At 74.0% G+C, this 21,419-nt stretch carries 21 protein-coding genes; 14 read left to right on the top strand and 7 right to left on the bottom strand.

Going from position 1 to position 21,419, the window contains the following annotated elements; translation table 11 throughout:
* Positions 1-3 precede the first annotated feature (3 nt).
* The gene (locus IG74_RS0137660; RefSeq protein ID WP_234334574.1) at positions 4-525 is read left to right on the top strand and encodes a Fur family transcriptional regulator; all 522 of its coding nucleotides are present in this window, start codon (positions 4-6) and stop codon (positions 523-525) included.
* A gap of 34 nt (positions 526-559) precedes the next feature.
* On the top strand, positions 560-1,525 hold the full coding sequence (locus IG74_RS0137655; RefSeq protein ID WP_030686680.1) for a YgfZ/GcvT domain-containing protein: 966 nt from the start codon (positions 560-562) through the stop codon (positions 1,523-1,525).
* An 81-nt stretch (positions 1,526-1,606) separates the two neighbouring features.
* Here IG74_RS0137655 and dtd read toward each other — a convergent pair whose 3' ends face one another.
* Positions 1,607-2,032 (bottom strand): D-aminoacyl-tRNA deacylase, encoded by a 426-nt coding sequence (gene dtd, locus IG74_RS0137650; RefSeq protein ID WP_030686677.1) that lies wholly within the window; start codon positions 2,030-2,032, stop codon positions 1,607-1,609.
* 156 nt (positions 2,033-2,188) lie between these two features.
* On the opposite strand from dtd, the gene IG74_RS0137645 reads away from it, so the two are divergent.
* From IG74_RS0137645 to IG74_RS0137635, 3 genes are all read left to right on the top strand, one after another.
* A complete protein-coding gene (locus tag IG74_RS0137645; protein ID WP_078869399.1) occupies positions 2,189-2,863 on the top strand; it encodes an ABC transporter substrate-binding protein in 675 nt (224 codons plus the stop codon).
* A 52-nt stretch (positions 2,864-2,915) separates the two neighbouring features.
* Entirely contained in the window at positions 2,916-3,884 is a 969-nt protein-coding gene (locus tag IG74_RS0137640) for an asparaginase (protein ID WP_030686673.1), read from the top strand.
* 406 nt (positions 3,885-4,290) lie between these two features.
* Entirely contained in the window at positions 4,291-5,154 is an 864-nt protein-coding gene (locus IG74_RS0137635; RefSeq protein ID WP_051856223.1) for a GntR family transcriptional regulator, read from the top strand.
* 6 nt (positions 5,155-5,160) lie between these two features.
* Here the strand turns inward: IG74_RS0137635 and IG74_RS0137630 are convergent, their stop codons facing one another.
* A complete protein-coding gene (locus tag IG74_RS0137630; protein ID WP_030686668.1) occupies positions 5,161-5,349 on the bottom strand; it encodes a hypothetical protein in 189 nt (62 codons plus the stop codon).
* Between the two features lie 125 nt (positions 5,350-5,474).
* Here IG74_RS0137630 and IG74_RS0137625 point away from each other — a divergent pair, with 125 nt between their 5' ends.
* From IG74_RS0137625 to IG74_RS0137615, 3 genes are all read left to right on the top strand, one after another.
* On the top strand, positions 5,475-6,386 hold the full coding sequence (locus tag IG74_RS0137625; RefSeq protein WP_078869402.1) for a GntR family transcriptional regulator: 912 nt from the start codon (positions 5,475-5,477) through the stop codon (positions 6,384-6,386).
* A complete protein-coding gene (locus tag IG74_RS0137620; protein ID WP_030686663.1) occupies positions 6,387-7,115 on the top strand; it encodes an HAD family hydrolase in 729 nt (242 codons plus the stop codon). It begins immediately after the preceding gene.
* Between the two features lie 271 nt (positions 7,116-7,386).
* Positions 7,387-8,523 (top strand): aminoglycoside phosphotransferase family protein, encoded by a 1,137-nt coding sequence (locus IG74_RS0137615; RefSeq protein WP_030686661.1) that lies wholly within the window; start codon positions 7,387-7,389, stop codon positions 8,521-8,523.
* A 148-nt stretch (positions 8,524-8,671) separates the two neighbouring features.
* Here the strand turns inward: IG74_RS0137615 and IG74_RS0137610 are convergent, their stop codons facing one another.
* Both IG74_RS0137610 and IG74_RS0137605 read right to left on the bottom strand, forming a co-directional pair.
* Positions 8,672-9,265 carry a hypothetical protein gene (locus IG74_RS0137610; protein WP_158857918.1) on the bottom strand — a complete coding sequence of 198 codons (594 nt, stop codon included), beginning with the start codon at positions 9,263-9,265 and terminating at the stop codon, positions 8,672-8,674.
* Between the two features lie 11 nt (positions 9,266-9,276).
* Positions 9,277-9,945, bottom strand: coding sequence for a TetR/AcrR family transcriptional regulator (locus IG74_RS0137605; RefSeq protein ID WP_051856220.1), 669 nt, complete (start codon positions 9,943-9,945; stop codon positions 9,277-9,279).
* Between the two features lie 73 nt (positions 9,946-10,018).
* Here IG74_RS0137605 and IG74_RS0137600 point away from each other — a divergent pair, with 73 nt between their 5' ends.
* Together IG74_RS0137600 and IG74_RS0137595 are read left to right on the top strand one after the other, a co-directional pair.
* The gene (locus IG74_RS0137600; RefSeq protein ID WP_030686655.1) at positions 10,019-12,055 is read left to right on the top strand and encodes a HelD family protein; all 2,037 of its coding nucleotides are present in this window, start codon (positions 10,019-10,021) and stop codon (positions 12,053-12,055) included.
* A gap of 143 nt (positions 12,056-12,198) precedes the next feature.
* On the top strand, positions 12,199-12,978 hold the full coding sequence (locus IG74_RS0137595; RefSeq protein ID WP_030686654.1) for an SRPBCC domain-containing protein: 780 nt from the start codon (positions 12,199-12,201) through the stop codon (positions 12,976-12,978).
* Positions 12,979-13,008: 30 nt separating this feature from the next.
* On the opposite strand, the gene IG74_RS0137590 is transcribed toward IG74_RS0137595, so the two are convergent.
* Complete coding sequence (locus IG74_RS0137590) at positions 13,009-14,109, bottom strand: pyridoxal-phosphate dependent enzyme (RefSeq protein ID WP_030686653.1); 1,101 nt, start codon at positions 14,107-14,109, stop codon at positions 13,009-13,011.
* Positions 14,110-14,202: 93 nt separating this feature from the next.
* Here IG74_RS0137590 and IG74_RS0137585 point away from each other — a divergent pair, with 93 nt between their 5' ends.
* The 4 genes from IG74_RS0137585 to IG74_RS0137570 all read left to right on the top strand — a co-directional run bounded on the left by IG74_RS0137585 (position 14,203) and on the right by IG74_RS0137570 (position 18,199).
* Positions 14,203-15,135, top strand: coding sequence for a LysR family transcriptional regulator (locus IG74_RS0137585; protein WP_030686650.1), 933 nt, complete (start codon positions 14,203-14,205; stop codon positions 15,133-15,135).
* Between the two features lie 356 nt (positions 15,136-15,491).
* Entirely contained in the window at positions 15,492-16,334 is an 843-nt protein-coding gene (locus IG74_RS0137580; RefSeq protein ID WP_030686648.1) for a DUF4097 family beta strand repeat-containing protein, read from the top strand.
* A 69-nt stretch (positions 16,335-16,403) separates the two neighbouring features.
* Positions 16,404-17,402 carry a daunorubicin resistance protein DrrA family ABC transporter ATP-binding protein gene (locus IG74_RS0137575; RefSeq protein ID WP_037826730.1) on the top strand — a complete coding sequence of 333 codons (999 nt, stop codon included), beginning with the start codon at positions 16,404-16,406 and terminating at the stop codon, positions 17,400-17,402.
* Positions 17,399-18,199, top strand: a complete 801-nt coding sequence (locus IG74_RS0137570) for an ABC transporter permease (RefSeq protein WP_030686643.1) — start codon at positions 17,399-17,401, stop codon at positions 18,197-18,199. The genes IG74_RS0137575 and IG74_RS0137570 overlap by 4 nt, the downstream gene beginning before the upstream one ends.
* A gap of 31 nt (positions 18,200-18,230) precedes the next feature.
* On the opposite strand, the gene IG74_RS0137565 is transcribed toward IG74_RS0137570, so the two are convergent.
* Together IG74_RS0137565 and IG74_RS0137560 are read right to left on the bottom strand one after the other, a co-directional pair.
* The gene (locus IG74_RS0137565) at positions 18,231-19,673 is read right to left on the bottom strand and encodes an FG-GAP-like repeat-containing protein (protein ID WP_030686641.1); all 1,443 of its coding nucleotides are present in this window, start codon (positions 19,671-19,673) and stop codon (positions 18,231-18,233) included.
* A gap of 121 nt (positions 19,674-19,794) precedes the next feature.
* Positions 19,795-21,240 carry a PLP-dependent aminotransferase family protein gene (locus IG74_RS0137560; RefSeq protein ID WP_030686639.1) on the bottom strand — a complete coding sequence of 482 codons (1,446 nt, stop codon included), beginning with the start codon at positions 21,238-21,240 and terminating at the stop codon, positions 19,795-19,797.
* Positions 21,241-21,419: the final 179 nt, after the last annotated feature.

The following is a 21,419-nucleotide window of genomic DNA, read 5'->3' as shown; positions in this document are numbered from 1 at the left end:
GGTGTGGTGACCACAGACCCGGACGTGACGACGGACTGGAAGAGCGACCTGCGGCAGCGCGGCTACCGCCTGACACCGCAGCGTCAGCTCGTGCTCGAAGCCGTCGACAAACTGGAGCACGCGACCCCCGACGACATCCTCTGCGAGGTCCGCAGGACGGCGTCGGGGATCAACATCTCCACCGTCTACCGCACCCTGGAGCTCCTGGAGGAGCTCGGGCTCGTCTCCCACGCCCACCTCGGGCACGGCGCGCCCACCTACCACCTCGCCGACCGCCACCACCACATCCACCTGGTGTGCCGGGACTGCACGGAGGTCATCGAGGCCGACGTCGAGGTCGCCGCGGACTTCACCGAGAAGCTGCGCACGATGTTCGGCTTCGAGACGGACATGAAGCACTTCGCGATCTTCGGCCGGTGCGGGACGTGTGCGACGGACGGCCCCGCCGAAGGCCCCGACGAATCCGACGGGGCCCCGGGGGCGGCTCCGGAAATGACCGCCGGCGAGGGCCCGGGGGAGAAATAAACTCGCGGCCGCGCGAGTCGTAGTCTTTGTGAACATGAAGAGCCCCCTGCTGTCCCTGCCCGGCGCCGTCCCCGCCGAGGGCGTGGACGAAGGCGTCGCCGCCCACTACGGCGACCTGTTCCGCGAGCAGCGCGCCCTCGCCGACGGCACCGGATTCGTCGACCTCTCGCACCGCGGCGTGGTCACCGTGACCGGTGCCGACCGGCTGAGCTGGCTGCACCTGCTGCTCACCCAGCACGTCAGCGACCTCCCGGCGGGCCGGGCCACCGAGGCGCTGATCCTCTCCGCCAACGGGCACATCGAGCACGCCCTCTACCTCGTCGACGACGGCGAGACGATGTGGGCGCACGTCGAGCCCGGCACCCAGGAAGCGCTCATCGCCTACCTGGAGAGCATGAAGTTCTTCTACCGCGTCGAAGTCGCCGACCGCACCGAGGACTTCGCGGTCGTGCACCTGCCCGCCGGGTCGATCGCCGCCCTGCCCGACGCCGTCGCCGTACGCGAGACCGCGCACGGCCGCGACGCCTTCCTGCCGCGCGCCGGACTGTCCGCCTTCGCCGAGGCGCACGGCCCCGCCGCCGGGCTCCTCGCCCACGAGGCGCTGCGCGTCGAGCACCACCTGCCCCGGCTCGCCTTCGAGACCGACCACCGCACCATCCCGCACGAGCTGGGCTGGATCGGCACCGCCGTGCACCTCCAGAAGGGCTGTTACCGCGGCCAGGAGACCGTCGCCCGCGTGCAGAACCTGGGCAAGCCGCCGCGCCGCCTGGTCTTCCTGCACCTGGACGGCAGCGAGGTGCACCTGCCGGTGCACGGGACGCCGATCCACCTCGCCGCGGACGGGCCCGACGGCCGCAAGCTCGGGTTCATCACGACGTCCGCCCGCCATCACGAACTGGGCCCGATCGCCCTGGCCCTGGTGAAGCGGAACGTGCCCGTGGACGCGGAGCTGATGGCGGGCACCACGGCCGCGGCCCAGGAAACCGTGGTCGAGCCGTAGCCCACGGCTCGGGAAGGGGCGCCCGCGCGCGGAGCGCGCTCATGGATGCCGCGGGGCGCCCCGCGTAGCGCCCCGCGCGGGTCACATCTCGAGCAGCACCGTGAACGGCCCGTCGTTCGTCAGGCCCACCCGCATGCTCGCGCCGAAGCGTCCCGTGGCCACCGTCGCGCCCAGCGCCCTGAGCCGAGCCACCACCTCGTCGACCAGGGGCTCCGCCAGATCCCCCGGCGCGGCCGCGTTCCACGTGGGCCTGCGGCCCTTGCGGGCGTCGCCGTACAGGGTGAACTGGCTGATCACCAGGAGCGGCGCACCGACGTCCGAGCAGGACTTCTCGTCGTGCAGCATCCGCAGCGACCACAGCTTGCGGGCCAGCTGCGCGGCCTTCTCCTTGGTGTCGTCGTGCGTGACCCCGACGAGCACGCACAGGCCCTCGCCCGAGATCTCGCCGACCGTCTCGCCGTCCACGACGACGCTCGCGCCGTCCACCCTCTGCACCACCGCACGCATGCCGCCATCATGCCCTGCCGGGCGCGCCGCCCGTGCGCCGGTCCGGAACCCCCCATCCGGGGCCGATTGGGGGCACTCGGTCACAGAGTGGCCACGAGGGGTGGCACCATGCTCACACGCGGTGTACCGCGCCGGCTGAGGGGACGGTAGAGCCACATGAGCACACCCAGTACGCCCAGCGCGCCCAGGGCGAGGCCCGCGGGCGGAACAGGCGGGACAGGCGGCGCGGGCTTCGGCGGCACACCCGTGCCCCGCCCGCCCGCGCAGCGCACCGACAGCCCCGTCCTGCCCGAGGCGCCCGCCCACGACCTGGCCGCGCTGCGCCTGCCGGAGCTGCGCGAACTGCGCAGGACCGCACAGCAGGACGAGGCCGATCTGAGCTACGTACGACGGCTGCTCCAGGGGCGCATCGACATCCTGCGCGCCGAGACCGCGCGCCGCGCGCGGCCGCGCGCGGGAGCGCCCCAGGACGGCGGCGCGGACGCCCCGGGCGGCGACGGGGCGGCGGCCCTCGTCGTGGACCGGCTCCCGGAGATCCTCATGGACGGCCCGGCCCGCCGCCGCGCCTCGGCCCGGCACGTGACGCTCGGCACGCCGCACCGCGAGGAGTACCGGCGGCTCGCCGCCGACATGCTCGCCGAGGTCGCGCTCTCCGACCTGGCCGCCCGCACGGACGACGAGCTGCACACGGCCATGGGCCGCCTCGTGCGGTACGAGCAGCAGGTGTCGCGGCGGCGCCAGGAGATGCAGCGGACCGCGGACGATTGCAGTGCGGAGATCGCGCGCAGGTACCGTGAAGGTGAAGCACAAGTGGACGACCTGCTCGCGTGACCCCTCCGGGCGCGGCCGGTCCGTCGCACCACCCGCACCCGGAAGGCCCCCGATGACGCCGACGTCCGCCGCCACCCCCGTCATACCGCCGGTCCTCGCCGAAGTCGTACGTTCCGGCTTCGTCGAGGGCCGCCACCGGGGCAGCCTCGTGCTGCTCGGGGCGGACGGCGAGGTCGAGCTGGCGCTCGGGGACGTCGCCGCGCCGGTCTTCCCGCGCTCCACGAACAAGCCGATGCAGGCCGCCGCGGTGCTGCGGGCCGGGCTCGACCTGTCCGGCGAGCGGCTCGCCCTGGCGGCCGCCAGCCACTCCGGGGAAACGTTTCACCGGGACCTGGTGCAGAAGATGCTCGCCGAGCACGGGCTGACCGCCGCCGAGCTCCAGTGCCCGCCGGACCTGCCGCTCGACCCCGTCGAGGCCGAGACGTACCTGGCGGCGGGCGCCGTGCGGGAGCGGGTCACCATGAACTGCTCCGGCAAGCACACGGCGATGCTCGCCGTCTGCGACGTGAACGGCTGGGACAAGGAGACCTACCTGGACCCGGCGCATCCGCTCCAGCGCCTGGTGCACGACGTGATCGAGGAGGCGGCGGGGGAGCCGGTGGCCGCCGTCGGCACGGACGGCTGCGGGGCGCCGCTGATGGCGATCTCCCTGACGGGGCTCGCCCGCGCCTACCGGCACTTCGTCCTCGCGGCGCCCGGCACGGCCGAGCGGCGCGTGGCCGACGCGATGCGGGCGCACCCGGAGTACGTGGCGGGGACGCGGCGGCCGGACACGTGGCTCATGCGGGAGGTGCCCGGGACGCTGTCCAAGATGGGGGCCGAGGCGGTGCAGGCCGTGGCCCTCGCGGACGGCCGTGCGCTGGCCTTCAAGATCGACGACGGCGGCACGCGGGTCCTGGGACCTGTCCTCGCCCGCGCCCTCGCCCTGGCGGGCGTCGACTCCCCGCTCCTGCCCCGCCTGGCCGACGCCCCCCTGCACGGCGGCGCCACCCGCGTGGGCGAAATCCGAGCGGCCTTCTAGCCGGCCGGGGCCTCGTGCTGCGGGACCGGCCCGGCGAAGCTCTGGAGCAAGAGGTGGGAGGGGCCTCAGGCCCCTTCGGGGTGGGTTGCCGTGGGGGTGGCGGGCCCCATGTGCCGCCGCCCCCACGGCCTGGGGGCACCCCCGCCCCGCTCAACGGCTGACCGAACTCCCGGCTCCCCTCCGGATGAGAGCCCGGTCAGCCCGACCTGGGAGTGGAGCTGGCAGCCAACCCTCCAATGGTTCCGACCATGTTCGCCCGAGTTGGCCACCAACTCCACTGAACTTATCTCCGCCCTGGTGCGTCTTATAACCACCTACCCCGCAACTCCCCAAAGATGGCGGGAAGTTGTACGGTTTGGTTGTGAGCACGGACCAAGCCTCCGTCAACGATCGCAAAAGGCCGGGCATGCCGCCGCACCGCTCGCACCGGGACGTGGCGGACGAGCTGCGGGCCCGGATCAGGTCCGGCCTGCTGCGGCCGGGGCAGCGCATGCCCACCCAGGCGGAGCTGGCGTCCGAGTTCGGCGTGGAGCGCGGCGCGGTGCGCCAGGCCCTGCGCATCCTGCAGAGCGAACACCTGCTGGCCAATGTGTCGAAGGGCAGCCCGGCCACGGTCGCGACCCCCGCCGCGCCCAGCCGCGACGCGGTGCGCCCGCAGCCCACGATGGTCGGGCTCGCGCCGCGCATCGCCGCCGCGTTCCAGGCGCCGCACGTGGAGATCGACGCGCTGTGTCTGACCTCCGTCTCACTGACGATGGCGATCGGCGAGCCGCTCCGGCAGATCCACGCCGGACGGCTGAAACCGGCCAAGGTCGACGTCCGCGTACTGCTGCCGAGCCGCGACATCGACCTCGCCTTCCCGGCGCCGGTGGGGGGCGGCGGCGCGGACGGCCCCGTGCACCGCCGCTGGCTCGACCAGCGGAACGCGCAGGGGCAGGTCCTGCGCCACAACCTGCTCACGCTGCGCGGCACGCACGGCATCGACGTGCATGTGGAGTTCCGCGCCCTGCCGTTCACACCCCCCGTGAAGCTCTATCTGCTCAACGGCTCCGAGGCGCTGTTCGCGTACTACACCCTCGCCAAGCGGGGCGAGGAGATCGGCCAGGAGTATCTGGAGATGTGGGACGCGCAGGGCACGCAGTCGATGCTCTTCCCCTTCCAGCAGGGGGACGGGCTGCGGGACACCACCTTCGTGGAGCAGTCCCACCTGTGGTTCAACGCCTTGTGGAACACGATCAGTCGGGATCTGAGACTGAACCCAGGACCGTAGCCCCGGCTACAGGGCGGGCCCCGTCACCATCAGGGCGAGCACGAGCGCGCCCAGGGAGCTGCACGTGGTGTTCCGCGCCTTGGCGCCCACGGTCAGCAGGAGCAGTCCGACGATGCCGAGGGTGCCGTACTTCCACTGCACGAGCTGCTCGACGACGACGGCGAACACGGCTGCGAGGAGAGCTATGGCGGGCATGGTGGTTCCCCCTTCTGCCATCTCGGGAGAGTTGGCAACCAACTCACTGAAGTTGTCCCCACTTGGCAGGTGTTCATAAACAACTTCGCGCCCAACTCCCCAAAGATGGTGGGTAGTTGTATCGTCTGGCCGTGACCAAGGAGAACGGTGCAGTGACCGGCAGCAGAAAGCCCTCGCCCCAGGACATCGCCGACGCCCTGCGCGACCGCATCCGTACCGGCACCCTCAAACCGGGCGACCGGCTGCCCACCCAGGCCCGGCTGGCCGAGGAGTTCGGCGTGGAGCGCGGCACCGTGCGCCAGGCCCTGCACGGCCTGCACCGCGACGGCCTGATCAACCACGTCACCAAGGGCAGCCCGCCCCGCGTGGCGGCCCCCGCCGAGCCCGCCGTCTCCGCGACACCGGAACCCCAGCCCTCCATGGTCGCGCTCGCCCCGCGCCTGGTGGCGGCCTTCAAACAGCCCCACGTACGCGTGGACGCGGTCTCCTTCACCGCCGAGACCCTGATGAACGCCCTCACCGAACCGATCCGCCAGATCCACGCCGGCCTGCTCCACCCGAACTCCATCGACGTACGCATCCTGCTGCCGAGCAGCGACATCGAGCTGGCCTTCCCGGTGCCGGTGGCGGCGGAGGCGGAGGACGAGGGCCGCGACCGGCTGCACCAGCGCTGGCTGGCGCAGCGCAACGCGCAGGGGCAGGTCCTGCGCCACAACCTGCTCACGCTGCGCAACGAGCCGCACGGCATCGACGTCCACGTCACCTTCCGGGCCCTGCCGTTCACCTCTCCGGTGAAGCTCTACGTACTCAACGGACACGAGGCGCTCCTCGCGTACTACACGCTGCATCGCGACCGGGTGGAACTGGACGCGGAGGGCGGCGAGACGCTTGAGCTGTGGGACGCGGGCGGCCTCAAGACGCCGCTGTTCTCCTTCACCGGCGGCACCAATCCGCGGGACTCCGGCTTCGTGGAGGAATCTCAGAAGTGGTTCGACGCACTCTGGGAAACGATCACGACGGACCTAACACTCTCTTAGGTGACTTCTGACACGAGTGATCCGACCGAGGGCCTACAAAAGCTGATCGAGCTCGCCCGCTTCGTGCTCTTCGACTTCGACGGCCCCATCTGCCGCCTGTTCGCCCGGCACTCGGCGGTGGGGGTGGCGCGCGAACAGGTGCGCTGGCTGGAGGGACGGGGGCTGCACGGCCTGCTCACCAACGGGGTGCGCAACGACCCCGACCCGCAGGTCGTGCTGCGCGCCGTCGACCGCCGCAGGCCCGGCAGCGACCTCGTCGTCGAACTGGAGGAGCGGCTCACGCACGAGGAGCTGACGGCGGTCGCGTCGGCCTGGCCGACGGAGTACGCCGACGCGCTGATCCGCACCTGGTCGGCCGTCGGCGCCCGGCTCGCCATCACCACGAACAACTCGCCGCGCGCCGCCGTCCGTTACCTCGCCGGGCGCGGCCTGCTCGACTGCTTCGCGCCGCACATATACGGCCGCACCCAGGACCTGCGGCTGCTCAAGCCGAACCCGTACTGCGTCCGGCGCGCCCTGAGCGCGATGGGCGCCGACCCGGCGGGCTCGCTGATGATCGGCGACACCCCGTCGGACTTCCACGCCGCCCGGGCCGCCGGGGTGCACTTCCTGGGGTACGCGCGCGACGCCCGCAAGGAGGGGCTGCTGCGCGAGGCCGGCGCCGACCGGATCGTGACCTCGCTCAAGCCGGTGCTCGACGTGGTGTACGGCCTGGGCGCGCCGGGGTGACCAACTGTGCGGTGCGGGAGGGGCGGTTGGGGTTTCGCACACGGGGGCCCACGGAGATTTGTTCGCCCGGTTCGCCCCGGAATTCCCGTCCTGTCGACCTGACGCGGGGCCGTTCGCCCCGGGCCGGTGACAAAACGTTTCAACTATGGGGAGTTGAGCCGTCGGAGGCCGTGACTCAGGGGGTACTTTTGCTCCGCTCCTCTCGTTCGTCTCCAACGGACCGGTTTTCCCGTCCGGAAGAACCGGTTTCCCAGGCTGGGAGAAACGTGCCATGCCCTCTGAGTCGACCTCCGCGGCCCGGGCCCGCGCCGCCCGTGTGAGCGGCGGCCTGGCCGCGCTCGAAGGGCCGCTCAGGGGCTACCACCACGAGACGTACGTCTTTCCGCTGCCGGACGAGTCGGGGGTGACCTGGCGCTGGAAGTGCCGGGAGCCGCGGCCGGGCCTGCTGTGGTTCGACCGCCGCTGCTTCTGGTCGGAGGAGGAGCTGCTCGTCGCGCTTGCCGGGCACGTCACGCGCATTCCGGAGGTCATCCAGAAGGACGGATTCCGGCTCCAGCGGTTCATCGAGGGGCGCACGCTGGGCTCCTGCGCGCGCTCGGAGGAGGACGAGGGCGCCGCGGAGTTCGAGGCAGGACCCGGCACGGGGCGCGGCGCCGACATCCCGGCCGGGGTGATCGACCAGATCGCCGGCCTGTTCGGCGAGCTCGCGGGCGTGGGCCCGGACGGCGTGGCGGCCGAGCGGCGGTGCGTCGCCGCCGACCGGCCGCGGGACGGGGACACCAACGGCTTCATCGAGCGCCTCGTCTTCTTCACCGAGGAGTACGTCTACCTGAAGAACGAGGAGCGGTTCGGCCCGCTCTTCAAGGAGTTCGGGATCGGCCGGGACTCCTTCGCCGTGCTGCGCGAGCGGGTGGCGGGGCTGACGCGCCGCCCTTTCTGCCTGCTCCACGGCGACCTGCACCGGGAGAACTTCGTCCTCGACCGCTGCGGCCAGCTCTGGACGATCGACTGGGAGCTCGCGATGGTCGGCGACCCCCTCTACGACCTGGCCACGCATCTGCACCTCATGCGGTACGCCCCGGGCCAGGAGTGGCAGGTGGTCCGGCGCTGGTGCGAGGCGGTGTCGGCGGCCAGGCCGGGGAGCCGCGCCGGGTGGTGGCGGGACCTGCCGCGGCTGCTCGACTACAAGCGGGCCCAGTCCGTCTTCACCGACGTCATCCGGGCGGCCCTGGTGCTGGAGGCGGAGCAGGGGGCGGTGGGCGCCCTGGAGCGGGCGGCCGGGCGCGTGCACACCGCCCTCGGTGCCGCCCGGGACGCCCTGGGCCTCGGGTCCACCCCGTCGCATGCCGACGTCATGGACGCCCTCAAGCGCTGGTCCTGGCTGGAAGGGGAGCGCGGGCCCCGGTAGCGCGGTGGAGCGGTGTTTCCGGGGGTCCTGCCGTCTTCCTGGGCGTCCCCCGCGGCGGGCATCATGTCGCTGGCCGCCGGTCCGGGCGGCGATCCCTCCTGGGGGTGGCGGAGACGCGCGGAACGACGAGGGACGTGACGTGAAGGAATCACTGCGGCCACCGGGGCGGCAGTACGCGTCGACGGCGGCAGGGGCCGCTGCCGTCCTCGAGCACTGCCTCGACGCGGCCCTCGACCGGGATCCCCGTATCGACGCCGTCGCGTTCACCGGCGAGGACGTGGTGCGGGCGGTGATGTGCTGCCTCGGCAGGCCCGGCCTGTCGGTGCGGCCGCACGTCACCTTGCGGGTCATCGTGCCGGACTTCACCCGGCCGACGCCCCTGCCGGGCCGGAGCGGTGCCGGGGGAGAGGGCGCCGAGGCCGCTGCGGACGACGCGGCCGCGCGGCGGGCGCTGCTGCGGCGGGTGCTCGGGCACGCGCAGGACGTCGCGACCCTGCGGAGCGCCCTCGCCCGGGGTGAACAGGCCCGGCTCGACGGGGAGTTCCGGGCCCTGCACCTGACGCCGTTCCCCGGCTTCTGTCTGATCGGGCGGGAGCAGCTCGTCGACGTGGAAGTAACGCGCTGTGCCGTCATTCTGCTGCGGCGCCGTCGTGGCTGGTCGCGCCCGCGCGGCGGAGCCGCAGATCGACAGGTCCCGCGCCCCTTCGAGGGCGCTCCCGTAACGCAGCGGACTTCGCCGCACCCGCTTGGCGCTCAGGAGTGCTCCGGCAGGCCCGCGGCGAGGCGGGCGAAGGCCTGCTCGGCGGCCGCCCGCGCCTCGGGCAGGACCGCCGCCGCGGCCTCGTGCGCCGCGATCCGGCGCCAGTTCTCCAGGGCCAACACCCGCTGCACCGCCAGGATCTGCGCGGCGGCCAGGCGTGCTTCGAGGGTGGCGTCGCCGGGCCCGGCCGTGCCGTCGAGCGCGTGCGCGAGGGCGCGCTCGGCCCGCTCCTGGTACGCGTACAGGCGGCCCACCAGCGACGGGGTGCCGTAGAGCAGCCGGTGGAAGGCGAGCACGTGGGGGTCGTCGCTGAGGCCGGTCACCGGGTCGTGCCGGTCGAGCCCCGCCCGGAAGTGGTCGCGCAGGGCCGTCAGCGGGGAGCGGTCGCCGCGGTCCGTGACCACGCGGGCCGCCTCGTCCTCGTGGTCGGCGAACCGGTGCAGGACCAGGTCCTCCTTGGCCGGGAAGTACCGGAAGAGCGTCGGCTTGGAGACCTCCGCCGCGGCCGCCACCTCCGCGACCGACACCTTGTCGAAGCCGCGCTCCAGGAAGAGCGCGACCGCCGTGTCGGAGATCGTCTGCTGCGTGCGCAGCTTCTTCAGCTGCCGCAGGCCGACGGGGGCCGGGGCGGCGTGCGGGGGCGTGTCCGTCGTGCCGGTCATGGCTCCAGCGTAGCGCACAGTGAGTCTCAGTAATAAATGTTACCCAGTAACGTTTTTTGCTACGCTCGTCGGCATGACACCACTCGACGAAGAGCTCGCACGGGAGCGCGGCTACCACGAGACCTGCCGCGCCGCCCTCGCCGCGATGGTGGACGGGGCCCAGGAGCAGGTGGTCAGCGGCGAGAACGCCTCCGCGTCCGGCGCCGACGCCGAGGTGCTCGGCTACCAGCTGCGCAGCAAGGCCAAGGAGATGCGCGAACTCCCGCAGGCACCCCTGTACTTCGGGCGGCTCGACTTCGACGCCGCGGCGGCGGAGGCGGGCGACCACCGCGGCCAGCGCTACCACATCGGACGGCAGCGCATCACCGAGGACCCGGCCGCGCCGCCGCTGGTCGTCGACTGGCGGGCACCCGTGTCGCGCGCCTTCTACCAGGCGGGCGCCCGCGACCCGCAGGGCGTCGCCGTCCGCCGCCGCTTCGGCTGGGCACCCGGCAGCAAGGGCGCGTCCGCCGACCTCACGGGTCTTGAGGACGAGCACCTGACGTCCGGCGAGGCCGCCACGCCGAGCCGCATCGTCGCCGGGGAGATCGAGCGGCCCCGCGTCGGCCCGATGCGCGACATCGCCGCCACCATCCAGCCCGAGCAGGACGACCTCGTCCGGGCCGCCCTCACCGCGTCCGTGTGCGTGCAGGGCGCCCCCGGCACCGGCAAGACCGCCGTCGGCCTGCACCGCGCGGCGTACCTCCTCTACACCCATCCGCAGCGCGTCCGCCGCTCAGGACTGCTGATCCTCGGCCCCAACCGCACCTTCCTGCGGTACATCGCCGAGGTCCTGCCCTCGCTCGGCGAGACCGGGGTGCGCCAGTCCACCGTCCAGGACGAGATCGCCCGCCACCCCGTCACGGCGTACGACGACGAGCGGGCCGCGGTCGTCAAGCACGACGCCCGGATGGCGGAGGTCCTGCGCCGCGCCCTCTACGCGCGCGTGACGCCCGTCGCCACCGACCTCGCGCTGCCGGACGGCTCGTACCGCTGGCGGATCCCGGCCGCGGACCTCGAACGGATCGTCGCGGACGTCCGCGCGGAGGAACCGCCCTACGACACCGGCCGCGAGCGCGTCCGCAGCCGCGCCGTCCGCCACGTCCAGGACCAGGCCGAGCGGCGCGCGGGCCCGATGAGCAACACCTGGGTGCAGAAGGTCTCCCGGGCGCGGCCCGTCTCCGCCTTCGTCGACGCGGCCTGGCCCAAGGCCCGCCCCGAGGAGGTGCTCTGCGAACTCCTGGGGGACGCGGACGCGTTGGCGCGGGCCGCGGACGGCCTCCTCGCGCCCGCGGAGCAGCGGGCGATCGCGTGGGCCCGGCCCCCGCGCTCGTACAAGTCCGCGAAGTGGTCGGCCGCCGACCTCGTCCTCCTCGACGAGCTCGCGGGCCTCGTCGAGCGGCCCGAGGGCTACGGCCACATCGTGGTCGACGAGGCGCAGGACCTCTCCCCGATGGAGTGCCGCGCGATCGCACGCCGCGTCGGCTTCGGCTCCGTCACCGTCCTCGGCGACCTCGCCCAGGGCACCACGCCGTGGGCCGCCCGCGCCTGGCCCGAACTCCTCGCCCACCTGGGCAAGCCGGACGCGCCGGTCACCCCGCTCACCACCGGCTTCCGCGTCCCGCGGGCCATCGTCACGCTCGCCAACGACCTGCTCGCCGGGCTCGACGTCGACGTGCCGCCCGCGCGCTCCCTGCGCCGGGACGGCGACCTCGCGGTCCAGCGGGTGCCGGACGCGGTGGCCGGCGCCGTGGCGGCGGTGCGGGGTGCGCTCGCCCGCGAGGGCTCCATCGGCGTCATCGCGGCCGACGCCGCCACGGACGCGCTGCGCGCCGCGCTCGCCGGGGCGGGCATCGAGGCGGCGGGCCCGGACGAGCTGGGCGCGCGCGTCACGGTCGTCCCCGCGTCGGTGGCCAAGGGCCTGGAGTACGACCACGTGGTGGCGGTCGAACCGGCCGCGATCGCGGAGGCGGAGGAGCGCGGCGGGCACCGGCTGTACGTGGTCCTGACGCGGGCGGTGTCGAGCCTCGCGGTGGTGCACAGCAGGGAGCTGCCGTGGAAGGCGGCTTAGGAGGCCGGGGCTGGGGCCGGGGGCGGGGCCGGGGCGTCCGGGGTGTCCCTTCCTCATCCGGCATTGGATAGATGGTTCTATTCACACCGGGACAAGAAGTCGTCCTGCTCCGCCTTCGGCCCCGTGATGGAGGACGTACCGTCATGAACCCCCGTGCCGACACCTTGACCACGGCCCCCGACGGGCGGAGCGTGCTGCGGATGGAGCGCCGCGTCGGCCACCCGCCCGAGCGGGTCTGGGCGGCCCTCACCCGGCCCGAGCACCTGAAGCACTGGTTCCCTTCCGAGCCGCCGGGCGAGGTGACCGACGCCGAGGCGCCGCGCCTGTTCGCGTTCGCCTGGGGCGGCGGCCACCTGCGCTGGGAGGTCGCGCCGGACCCGGGGACCGGCGGTGCGCTGCTCACGCTCACGCACACCTTCGACGACCGGTTCGGCGCCCCCAGCTTCGGCGCCGGGTGGCACCTGTGCGTCAGCGCGCTCGGCGAGCACCTGGACGGCGTCGCCGAGCCGGCCCGCACCCCTGACACGGGCGAGCTGCACGAGGCGTATCTGGAGCAGTTCGACCTCGGCGGCGGCGAGATCACGGCCGACGGCACCGTCCGCTTCGAACGCCAGCTGGTGCGGCCAGCCGACGTCGTCTGGGCCGCGCTCACCGAGGGCGACGTGGTCCTGCAGGGCTCCGAGGCCCCGGAGGGAATCGTCGCGGACGGCATCCCGGCCGGGGAGGTCACGGAGGTGCGGGTGCCGGAGACGGTGACGTACGAGGTGGCCGGAGGCGGCGAGGTGAGCATCCGCCTCGCCCCGGGCACGGGGTACGGGGCCCGGCTCCTGCTGACGCACGTCGGGTCCGGGGACCCGGCGGCGGCACGTACGGCGTGGCACGCACGGGTGGAGCGACTGGCGGGCCGCCTGCTGGAACGCTGAGCGGCACCATTCGGCCCGTCCGGCGGGCACTCAGCCGTGCGGGTTGGCCTCCCGGCCCTCCGTGCTGAGGAGCACCACCGTCGTGGTCGGTGTCACCCCGAGCGCGGCCCGGCGGTCGGGGCCGGTGAGTGCGGCTCGGGCCCCCGCCAGGGCCGCGGCGCCGCACGGCCCGGACGGTACGCCGAGCGCGGTCAGGTCGCGCAGGGCCGTGGCGGCCGCCTCGTCGGAGACGGCCGTGGCCGCGTCGAGGCCGTCGCGCAGGTACGGCCAGGCGAGGCTGGAGACGGTGCCGCAGTTCAGGCCCGCCATGGCCGTCGCGCGCGTGGGCACGGTGACGGGCTCGCCGCGGGTCAGGCCGGCGAGGGCGGGCGCCGCCGCGGTCGGTTCGACGGCGAGCAGCGCGGGGCCGGTGCCGGGGGCCGGGCGGCCGCGGTAGTGCGTGATCGCGGCCTGCGCGAGGGAGCCCACGCCGACGGGCACCGCGACCAGCCCTGCCGCCCCCGCCCCTGCGGCCGCGAGCTGCTCGTCGACCTCGGCGAACAGCGTGGCGTACCCCTGCACGATCAGCGCGGGCACCTCCTCGTAGCCGGGCCAGGCCGTGTCCTGGACGAGCACCGCGTGCGCGGTGTCGCGCGCCGTCGCGGCGGCCTCGCGCACCGCCCGGTCGTAGTCCCCGTCGACCCGGGTGACCCGCGCCCCCTCGCCCTCGATCGCGGCGGCCGCGCCGGGGTGCACGCCCTGCGAGACGAAGACGTGGGCGTCGTGGCCGAGCCGCCGTGCCTCGCGGGCCACCGCGCGGCCGTGGTTGCCGTCGGTCGCGGTCACGAACCGCACGCGCTCCCCGGCCGGGCGGTCCGCGAGCAGCCGATGCACGGCCCAGGACGTGCCGAGGACCTTGAAGGCGGGCAGCCCGAGCCGCGCCGACTCGTCCTTCACGAAGACCCGGCCCACCCCCAACTCGGCTGCGAGGGAGGGAAGTTCGGTCAGCGGCGTGGGCGCGTAGCCGGGCAGCGACGCGTGGAAGGCGCGGACGTCGTCCGGGGCGGGCGCACAGGACCAGGCGCGGGCTCCGGGGTGCGCGAACCACGGCGTCGTACGGGTCGTACGGGAGGAGGCGGAGGTCTCGGTCATGCGTCCCACCCTGCTGCCGGTCCGATCTTTCGGTCCAGCGGATCTTTCCGACCTATATTCGTCAGGAATCCCGAAGGGTTGGAGCCGCCGCACGTGTACGACCTCCGCCGACTGCGGCTGCTGCGCGAGCTGAAGCACCGCGGCACCCTCGCCGCCGTCGCCGCCGCGCTCTCGTACAGCCCCTCCTCCGTGTCCCAGCAGCTCGCGCAGCTGGAGGCGGAGGCGGGCGTCCCGCTCCTCGAACCGGTCGGGCGGCGGGTGCGGCTCACCGCGCAGGCCGAGATCCTCGTCGCCCACACCGAGGCGCTCCTGGAGCGCATGGAGCGGGCCGAGGCCGACATCGCCGCGTCGCTCACCGAACTCACCGGCACCCTGCGCGTCGCCGCCTTCCAGACCGCGGCCCTCGCGCTCGTCCCGGCCGCCCTCACCTCGCTGCGCGCGGCCCATCCGCGGCTGCGCGTGCACGTCACGCAGCTGGAGCCGGAGGCGGCTCTTCCGGCGCTGCTCGCCCGGGACTTCGACCTGGTCGTCGCGGAGGAGTACCCGGGCGGCGCGGGGCCGCGCTCCGACGTCCTCGAACGGCAGGAGCTGTGCCGGGACCCGCTGCGGCTCGCCGTGCCGGGGCCGGCGGGCGAGCCGGACCCGGACCCGCGGTCCCTGTCCGGCCACCCCTGGGTCATGGAGCCCGAGGGCACGGCCGCGCGGCGCTGGGCGACGACGGTGTGCCGCGAGGCCGGGTTCGAGCCCGACGTGCGGTACGAGTCCGCCGACCTGCTCGTCCATCTGCGCCTCGCCGAGCGGGGGCTGGCCGCCGCGTTCCTGCCGGACCTGGTGTGGGGCGCGGGCCCCCGCTCGGTGGCGCCCGCCACGCCGACGGTCGCGCTGCGGGACCTGCCGCCGGGCCTGGGCGCGCGCCGGATCTTCACCGTCGTACGCCGCGGTGGTGGCGGCCGTCCCGCGGTGACGGCGGCCCGGCAGGCGCTGCGCGAGGCGGCCCGGATGGCCGTGGCTCCTTTGCTGCCCTGACCGGCGCCTCTGTGGCGCACTGGCGGTGCCACGCATCCCTCACGCCCCTCGTGTGACGCCTTCGGCGACGGAGTTTGACACCGAGTTGGCGCCCGTGGCGCACCCTGCTCCTGGCCTGCTCGCGTAGCGATAACAGCAGGTCAGGGCGTGTTCATTCGCCTGGTCGTACGCGCTGTGCGCCCTGGACTACACCCCGTGGCACCACGCTTGCGCCAAGGAGGCTTGCGTTGGCGCCATGGTGATGCCATGCTGGCGTCATGAAGTTCAGGGCTCCGGGGCCGCGCCCCCGCGGCCCGCACGGCCCAGGACGCCCGCCCACCGGCGGGCCGGACCCCATCGACCGGAACAGGACGGCCATGCCTACCTTCGACACCCCCGAACCGCTCTCCGCCCTCGTCGAGTTCGACATGGGCACCGCCCGCTTCACCGCCACCAAGCGCCTGGACACCGTCGTCACGGTGACGCCGACCGACGAACGCGAGAGCGCCGACGTCAAGGCCGCCGAGCAGGTCGAGATCTCCTGCGTCGACGGCCGCCTGACCGTCAAGGGCCCCAAGCAGCGGTCCGTGTTCGGCAAGAGCGGCTCGGTGGAGGTCACCGTGGAGCTCCCGTCCGGGTCCGACGTCCGGGGCACGACCGCCGCCGGTGCCTTCTGGACCCAGGGCCGCCTCGGGGACTGCCGCTTCGAGTCGTCCGCCGGTGACATCCACGTCGCGGAGACCGGCGCGGCCTTCCTCAAGACGGGCTTCGGCGCGGTCCGCCTGCAGCGCGCCACCGGCGACGTCGTGGTCGAGGCGGCCGGACAGGTCGACCTCGGCGACATCACCGGCACCGCCACCGTCAGGAACCACCAGAACGACACCAGCATCGGCGAGATCACCGGCGACCTGCGCGCCACCACCGCCAACGGCAACATCTACGTGGGCGTCGCGCACGCCGCCGTCGACGCCAAGGCGGACAACGGCAGCATCAAGCTCGGCGACGTGGCCCGCGGCCGGGTCACCATGGAGGCCGCCATCGGCGACCTGGAGGTCGGCATCCGCGACTCCAGCGTCGCCTGGCTGGAGGCCAACTCCCAGTTCGGCGCGGTCCGCAACGCGCTCGGCTCCGCCGCGGGCCCCGCGCCGGGCGCCGAGACCGTCGAGATCTCGGCCCGCACCGGCTACGGCGACATCGTGGTCCGCGCCGCCTCCGTCTGACGCCGCCGCGGGCGCACGACGTACGGGCTCGAACCAGCCACGCAAGACACGAAACAAGGAGGCGGCACGATGACTGCCACCACCGGTGTGACCGCTCCGCCGAAAGCGATCGCCGCACAAGGGCTGCGCAAGGCGTACGGCGAGAAGGTCGTGCTCGACGGGATCGACCTGAGCGTCGCACCCGGCACGGTCTTCGCGCTGCTCGGTCCGAACGGTGCGGGCAAGACCACCACCGTGCAGATCCTCTCCACCCTGATCACCCACGACGGGGGCACGGCCGAGATCGCGGGCCACGACCTGGACCGGCACTCCGACGCCGTGCGCAAGTCCATCGGCGTGACAGGCCAGTTCGCGGCGGTCGACGGTCTGCTGACGGCCGAGGAGAACATGCTCCTCATCGCGGACCTGCTGCACCTCGACCGGGCCGAGGGCAGGCGCCGCGCCGCCGAACTCCTGGAGCGCTTCGAGATCGCCGACGTCGCGCGGAAGCCCGCGTCGACCTTCTCCGGCGGCATGCGCCGCAAGCTGGACCTGGCGATGACGCTGGTCGGCCGGCCGAGTGTGATCTTCCTCGACGAGCCGACCACGGGCCTCGACCCGCGCAGCCGCCGCACCATGTGGGACCTCATCCGCGACCTGGTCGCGGGCGGCACCACCATCTTCCTGACGACGCAGTACCTGGAAGAGGCCGACCAGCTGGCCGACCGCATCGCGGTGCTCGACGGCGGGAAGATCGTCGCCGAGGGCACCGCCGAAGAGCTCAAGCGCCGCATCCCCGGCGGCCACATCCGCCTGCGCTTCAACGACGTCCACCAGCTGAACGCCGCCACCGACCGCCTCGCGCTCAGCACCGTCACGCGCGACGACGACGAGCTCACGCTCCAGGTCCCCAGCGACGGCAGCATCCCCGTCCTGCGCGCGGTCCTCGACGTCCTCGAAGGCTCCGGCATCCAGGCCGAGGCGCTCACCGTGCACACCCCCGACCTGGACGACGTGTTCCTGGCCCTGACCGGCCAGGACCGCAGGACCGCCGCCGTGGGCACCGCCGTGAAGGAGGCCCTGCGATGAGCACCACCACCTACGCGCTGCGCGACTCGATGACGATGCTGCGCCGCAACCTCAAGCACGCGCAGCGGTATCCGTCGCTGACCCTGTCGGTCGTGGTGCTTCCGGTCCTGATGCTGCTGATGTTCGTGTACGTCTTCGGCGCCCCGCTGGGCAACGGCATCGACGTGCCCGGCGTCGGGGGCGGCGGCCGGGAGGAGTACACCAACTACATCACCCCCGGCATCCTGTTGATGGCCATCGCCACCAGCTCGATCGCCACGGCCGTGTCGGTGTGCACCGACATGACCGAGGGCATCATCAACCGCTTCCGGACGATGTCGATCTCCCGGGCCTCGGTCCTCGTCGGACACGTCCTCGGCAACGTGGTGCAGACCGCGGTCAGCCTGCTGCTCATCGTGTGCGTCGCGCTCGCGGTCGGCTTCCGCGCCAACGCCCACGTCCTGGAGTGGGCGGCGGTCATCGGCCTGCTGCTGTTCCTGGCGTTCGCGCTCGCCTGGCTCTCGGCGGCGATCGGCCTGGGCTCCGAGAGCGTGGAGACGGCGTCCAACGCGCCGCTGCCCCTGGCCTTCCTGCCGTTCCTCGGCTCGGCGGTGGTCCCGCCGGACTCGATGCCCGCGGGCATCCGCTGGTTCGCGGAGTACCAGCCCTTCACGCCGATCACCGAGACGGTCCGCGGTCTGCTGCTCGGCACCGGGATCGGCAACGACGCCTGGATCTCCCTGGCCTGGCTGACCGCGCTCACCGTGCTCGGCTACGTGTGGGCCAAGGCCTCCTTCAACCGGGTCGCCAACCGCTGAGCGGCCCCGCGCGGGCGCGGGGCCGCCAGGATCAACCGACCATCCGGTACCCGAAGTTGCCCCCGCCCGCCGGGCCGCCCAGGGCGTCGAGCCGGAAGCTGGTGGAGCCGGTGCCGGTGACGCCGTCCGCCCCCGTCGGCAGCCGCCAGACGCGGCCCTTGAAGCCGTCCTCGCCGTTGCCGCCCACGAGCACCTCGGGGCGGCCGCCCGCGCCGGTCACGGCCACCGCCGCGCCGAAGTGGTCGTCGGCCTCCGAGGTGCTCGGCACGCCCTTGGAGTTCTGCGTGAGCGTCCTCGCGCCCTCGGTGGTGATCCCGGACGGGCCGCCGCGCAGCACGGTCACCGCGCCCGCCTTCGCCGTGGCCACCGGGTCGGAGCCCGTCTCGTACGAGGCGCCGACGACAAGGTCCGCGTACCCGTCCGCGTCGGTGTCGCCGACCGCCACCGCCGAGCCGAACTTGTCGCCCGCCTCGTCGACGCCCGGCACCCCCGCGCTCGCCTGGGAGTACGAGCGGGACTTCAGGGTGGCGCTCGTGCCGTCCGGGCCGCCGTACGTCACGTACACCTTGTTCTGGTCCGGGTGACCGGTGACCAGGTCCTGGTAGCCGTCCTTGTTCAGATCGCCGAACGCGGACGGCAGGACGGTGCCGTGCCGGTACGGGGCCTTGAAGGCGCTGCCCTTGACCAGGCCGTCCTTGGACCCCTTGAGGACGACGCCGCCCGGCTTGCCGCTGCCGAGGACGACACCTCCGCTGGCCACGACGTCGTCGATGCCGTCGCCGGTCAGGTCGCCCACGTAGACGGTGCCGATGACGAGCTTGTCGGCCTTCGCGGAGTCGCGGTGCCAGATGCCCGCGGGCTTGCCCGTCTCCCGGTTCAGCGGGCCGAGCAGCACGGAGACGCCGTACGAGAGGCCGTTGTGGCCGCGGCTGACGAAGTCGTCGACGCCGTCGCCGTTGACGTCGCCCACACCGGCGCCGCCGCCGAGCAGCTTCGGCGAGTCGGCCCGGTAGTCGCCGGGCGGCAGGGCGGTGCCCGCGCCGGTGATGCCGTCCTCGCTGCCCCACAGGACCGTGTTCTTCTGGAGCCAGTGCACGACCAGGTCGTCGTAGCCGTCGCCGTCGAGGTCGCCGTAGTCGCTGACCTCGCGCCAGCGCGCGTCCGGCACGGGCTCGCCCGGGACGCCCGGCGAACCCTGACCGAGGACCTGCGCGGTGTCGTACGTCAGACCGTGCGCGGAGCCGTAGGCGACGGTGACGGCGCCCGCCCGCTTGACGCCGTCGACGGTCGCGGTGTGCGCGCCGACGGCCAGGTCCGGAAAGCCGTCCCCGTTGAAGTCCGGCCCCTCGACGGCCGGTCGGGCGCCGCCGGGCGCCTTCTCCGGCGCGTCGGCACTCGCGACCGGCGCCAGGCCGACGGCTCCCAGGACGACGGCGGCGCACAGGCCCGCCGCGGTGAGCGCTCTATGGCGCATGGGTCCCCCCCATTGTTCACGGCGGCCCCCCGGCCACCGGAAGATCGAATAGGTGTCCGGATGATACGCGGACGACTCGGACGCGGGCCCGGACCCGTCGGCGTACGCGTACGACCCGTCCTCAGACGACCCACCGGGGGCGGGGGGCGCCCGCCGGCAGGGGCCGGTCGTCGGCGAGCGCGGCGGCCAGGCGGCGCACCGCCTCGCGCAGCGCGTCCGGGGGAGCGGCGAACGGGATGCGCAGGCGCTGCTCGAACACGCCCGGGTCGGCGGCGAAGCAGGCGCCGCCCTCGATCCGCACGCCGTAGTCCAGGGCCCGCTCGGCGAGCGCGGCGGCGACCGGCGCGCCCAGGTCCACCCAGAGCGAGAGCCCGCCGGGCGGCTGCCGCCAGGTCCACCCCGGAAGGTGCGCGGCGAGCGCCCCGGTGAGCGCGTCCCGCCGCTCGCGCAGCCGCGCGACCCGCTCCGGCACCGAGGCCTCCGCCCGCTCCAGGAAGTGCAGGGCGAGGAGCTGGTCCACGACCGAGCCGCCGAGGTCGTTCGCGACGCGCTGGGCGGCCAGCTCGGTCACCAGGCGCGCGGGCGCGCGCAGCCAGCCGACGCGCAGGCCGCCCCAGTGGCTCTTGCTCATCGAGCCGACGGTGATGACCTGCGCGGACCCGCCGGGCGCCGCGTGCGCGGCGCAGGGGCGCGGCGCCGGGACGTCCAGGGCGAGGTCCGTGAGCGTCTCGTCGACGACCAGCCAGGTGCCGGTGCGGTGCGCGGCGCGCAGCACGCGGTCGCGGGTGCCGTCCGGCATGAGCAGCCCGGTCGGGTTGTGGAAGTCGGGGATGAGGTAGGCCAGTTGGGGCACGGCCTGGCGCAGCGTCGACTCCAGGAGCTCGGCGTCCCAGCCGTCGTCGGTCACCGGGACGGACACCGGGCGGAGCCGGGCGCGGCGCACCGCCTCCAGGGCGTTCGGGTACGACGGGCTCTCCACCAAGGCCCGGTCGCCCGGGCTCGACAGGAGCCCGAGGACCAGCGTGAGCGCGTGCTGGGCGCCGGAGGTCACCAGGATCTGCTCCGGCACGGTGGCGAGGCCGCGCCGGGTGAACCGCTCGGCGACGGCGGCCCGCAACTCCGGGAGCCCGTAGGGGTGGTAGCCCGGGCTCCGCGCATGGCCGGCGACACCGGGCGCGACCGCCGCGAGGGCCGCGGCCACGGCTTCCTCCGGCGGGCTCGGCGCGGCCCTGGCCAGGTCGATGGCGGCGTCCGGCGGCGCGAGGGCCCGGGCGACCCCGCTCGGCGCCCGCCCCTCGGGCAGCGCGGTCCAGGTGCCGGAGCCCCGGCGGCTGTGCGCGTAGCCGCTCTCGCGCAGCAGGTCGTAGGCGGCGGTGACGGTGGGCCTGCTGACCCCGAGGGCCAGGGCCAGCTCCCGCTCCGCGGGCAGTCGCACCCGCAGCGCGATCCGTCCGTCGAGCACCAGGTCGCCGATGGCCTGGGCCAGATGCCGGTAGGCGGGCCTGGCCCCCGCCGCGCCGGGCAGCAGCGCGGCGAGCTGCTGACTGCCCAGACTCCGCTCGGCCATACCACTCCCTGAAGATTGGCCATGCTTTCAAGGCCAATGACTGTACAGACTCCTGGCCATCGGGTCCGGGCGGGCGGGTGGGAAACCCCGCCGCGGCAGCGGCGGAACACCCACCGGGCGGCAGACGAACGGGAGGAGCGGGGCGTGGGACTTGGGGCGGGGCAGCGGCGGCAGGGGCG

This window comes from Streptomyces sp. NRRL B-1347, from assembly GCF_000720325.1.
Classification (GTDB): Bacteria; Actinomycetota; Actinomycetes; order Streptomycetales; family Streptomycetaceae; genus Streptomyces.
Note: the sequence above shows the minus strand (reverse complement) of the source record. Positions and strands in the feature narration are given on the sequence as shown.

What these genes read in the sequence shown, in the direction of transcription:
- IG74_RS0137600 (WP_030686655.1), top strand. Translation starts at nt 10,019, where the DNA reads ATGACACCACTCGACGAAGAGCTCGCACGGGAGCGCGGCTACCACGAG.
- IG74_RS0137605 (WP_051856220.1), bottom strand. Translation starts at nt 9,945, where the DNA reads ATGACCGGCACGACGGACACGCCCCCGCACGCCGCCCCGGCCCCCGTC.
- dtd (WP_030686677.1), bottom strand. Translation starts at nt 2,032, where the DNA reads ATGCGTGCGGTGGTGCAGAGGGTGGACGGCGCGAGCGTCGTCGTGGAC.
- IG74_RS0137640 (WP_030686673.1), top strand. Translation starts at nt 2,916, where the DNA reads ATGACGCCGACGTCCGCCGCCACCCCCGTCATACCGCCGGTCCTCGCC.
- IG74_RS0137595 (WP_030686654.1), top strand. Translation starts at nt 12,199, where the DNA reads ATGAACCCCCGTGCCGACACCTTGACCACGGCCCCCGACGGGCGGAGC.
- IG74_RS0137635 (WP_051856223.1), top strand. Translation starts at nt 4,291, where the DNA reads ATGCCGCCGCACCGCTCGCACCGGGACGTGGCGGACGAGCTGCGGGCC.
- IG74_RS0137575 (WP_037826730.1), top strand. Translation starts at nt 16,404, where the DNA reads ATGACTGCCACCACCGGTGTGACCGCTCCGCCGAAAGCGATCGCCGCA.
- IG74_RS0137580 (WP_030686648.1), top strand. Translation starts at nt 15,492, where the DNA reads ATGCCTACCTTCGACACCCCCGAACCGCTCTCCGCCCTCGTCGAGTTC.
- IG74_RS0137655 (WP_030686680.1), top strand. Translation starts at nt 560, where the DNA reads ATGAAGAGCCCCCTGCTGTCCCTGCCCGGCGCCGTCCCCGCCGAGGGC.
- IG74_RS0137645 (WP_078869399.1), top strand. Translation starts at nt 2,189, where the DNA reads ATGAGCACACCCAGTACGCCCAGCGCGCCCAGGGCGAGGCCCGCGGGC.
- IG74_RS0137560 (WP_030686639.1), bottom strand. Translation starts at nt 21,240, where the DNA reads ATGGCCGAGCGGAGTCTGGGCAGTCAGCAGCTCGCCGCGCTGCTGCCC.
- IG74_RS0137570 (WP_030686643.1), top strand. Translation starts at nt 17,399, where the DNA reads ATGAGCACCACCACCTACGCGCTGCGCGACTCGATGACGATGCTGCGC.
- IG74_RS0137590 (WP_030686653.1), bottom strand. Translation starts at nt 14,109, where the DNA reads ATGACCGAGACCTCCGCCTCCTCCCGTACGACCCGTACGACGCCGTGG.
- IG74_RS0137615 (WP_030686661.1), top strand. Translation starts at nt 7,387, where the DNA reads ATGCCCTCTGAGTCGACCTCCGCGGCCCGGGCCCGCGCCGCCCGTGTG.
- IG74_RS0137565 (WP_030686641.1), bottom strand. Translation starts at nt 19,673, where the DNA reads ATGCGCCATAGAGCGCTCACCGCGGCGGGCCTGTGCGCCGCCGTCGTC.
- IG74_RS0137630 (WP_030686668.1), bottom strand. Translation starts at nt 5,349, where the DNA reads ATGCCCGCCATAGCTCTCCTCGCAGCCGTGTTCGCCGTCGTCGTCGAG.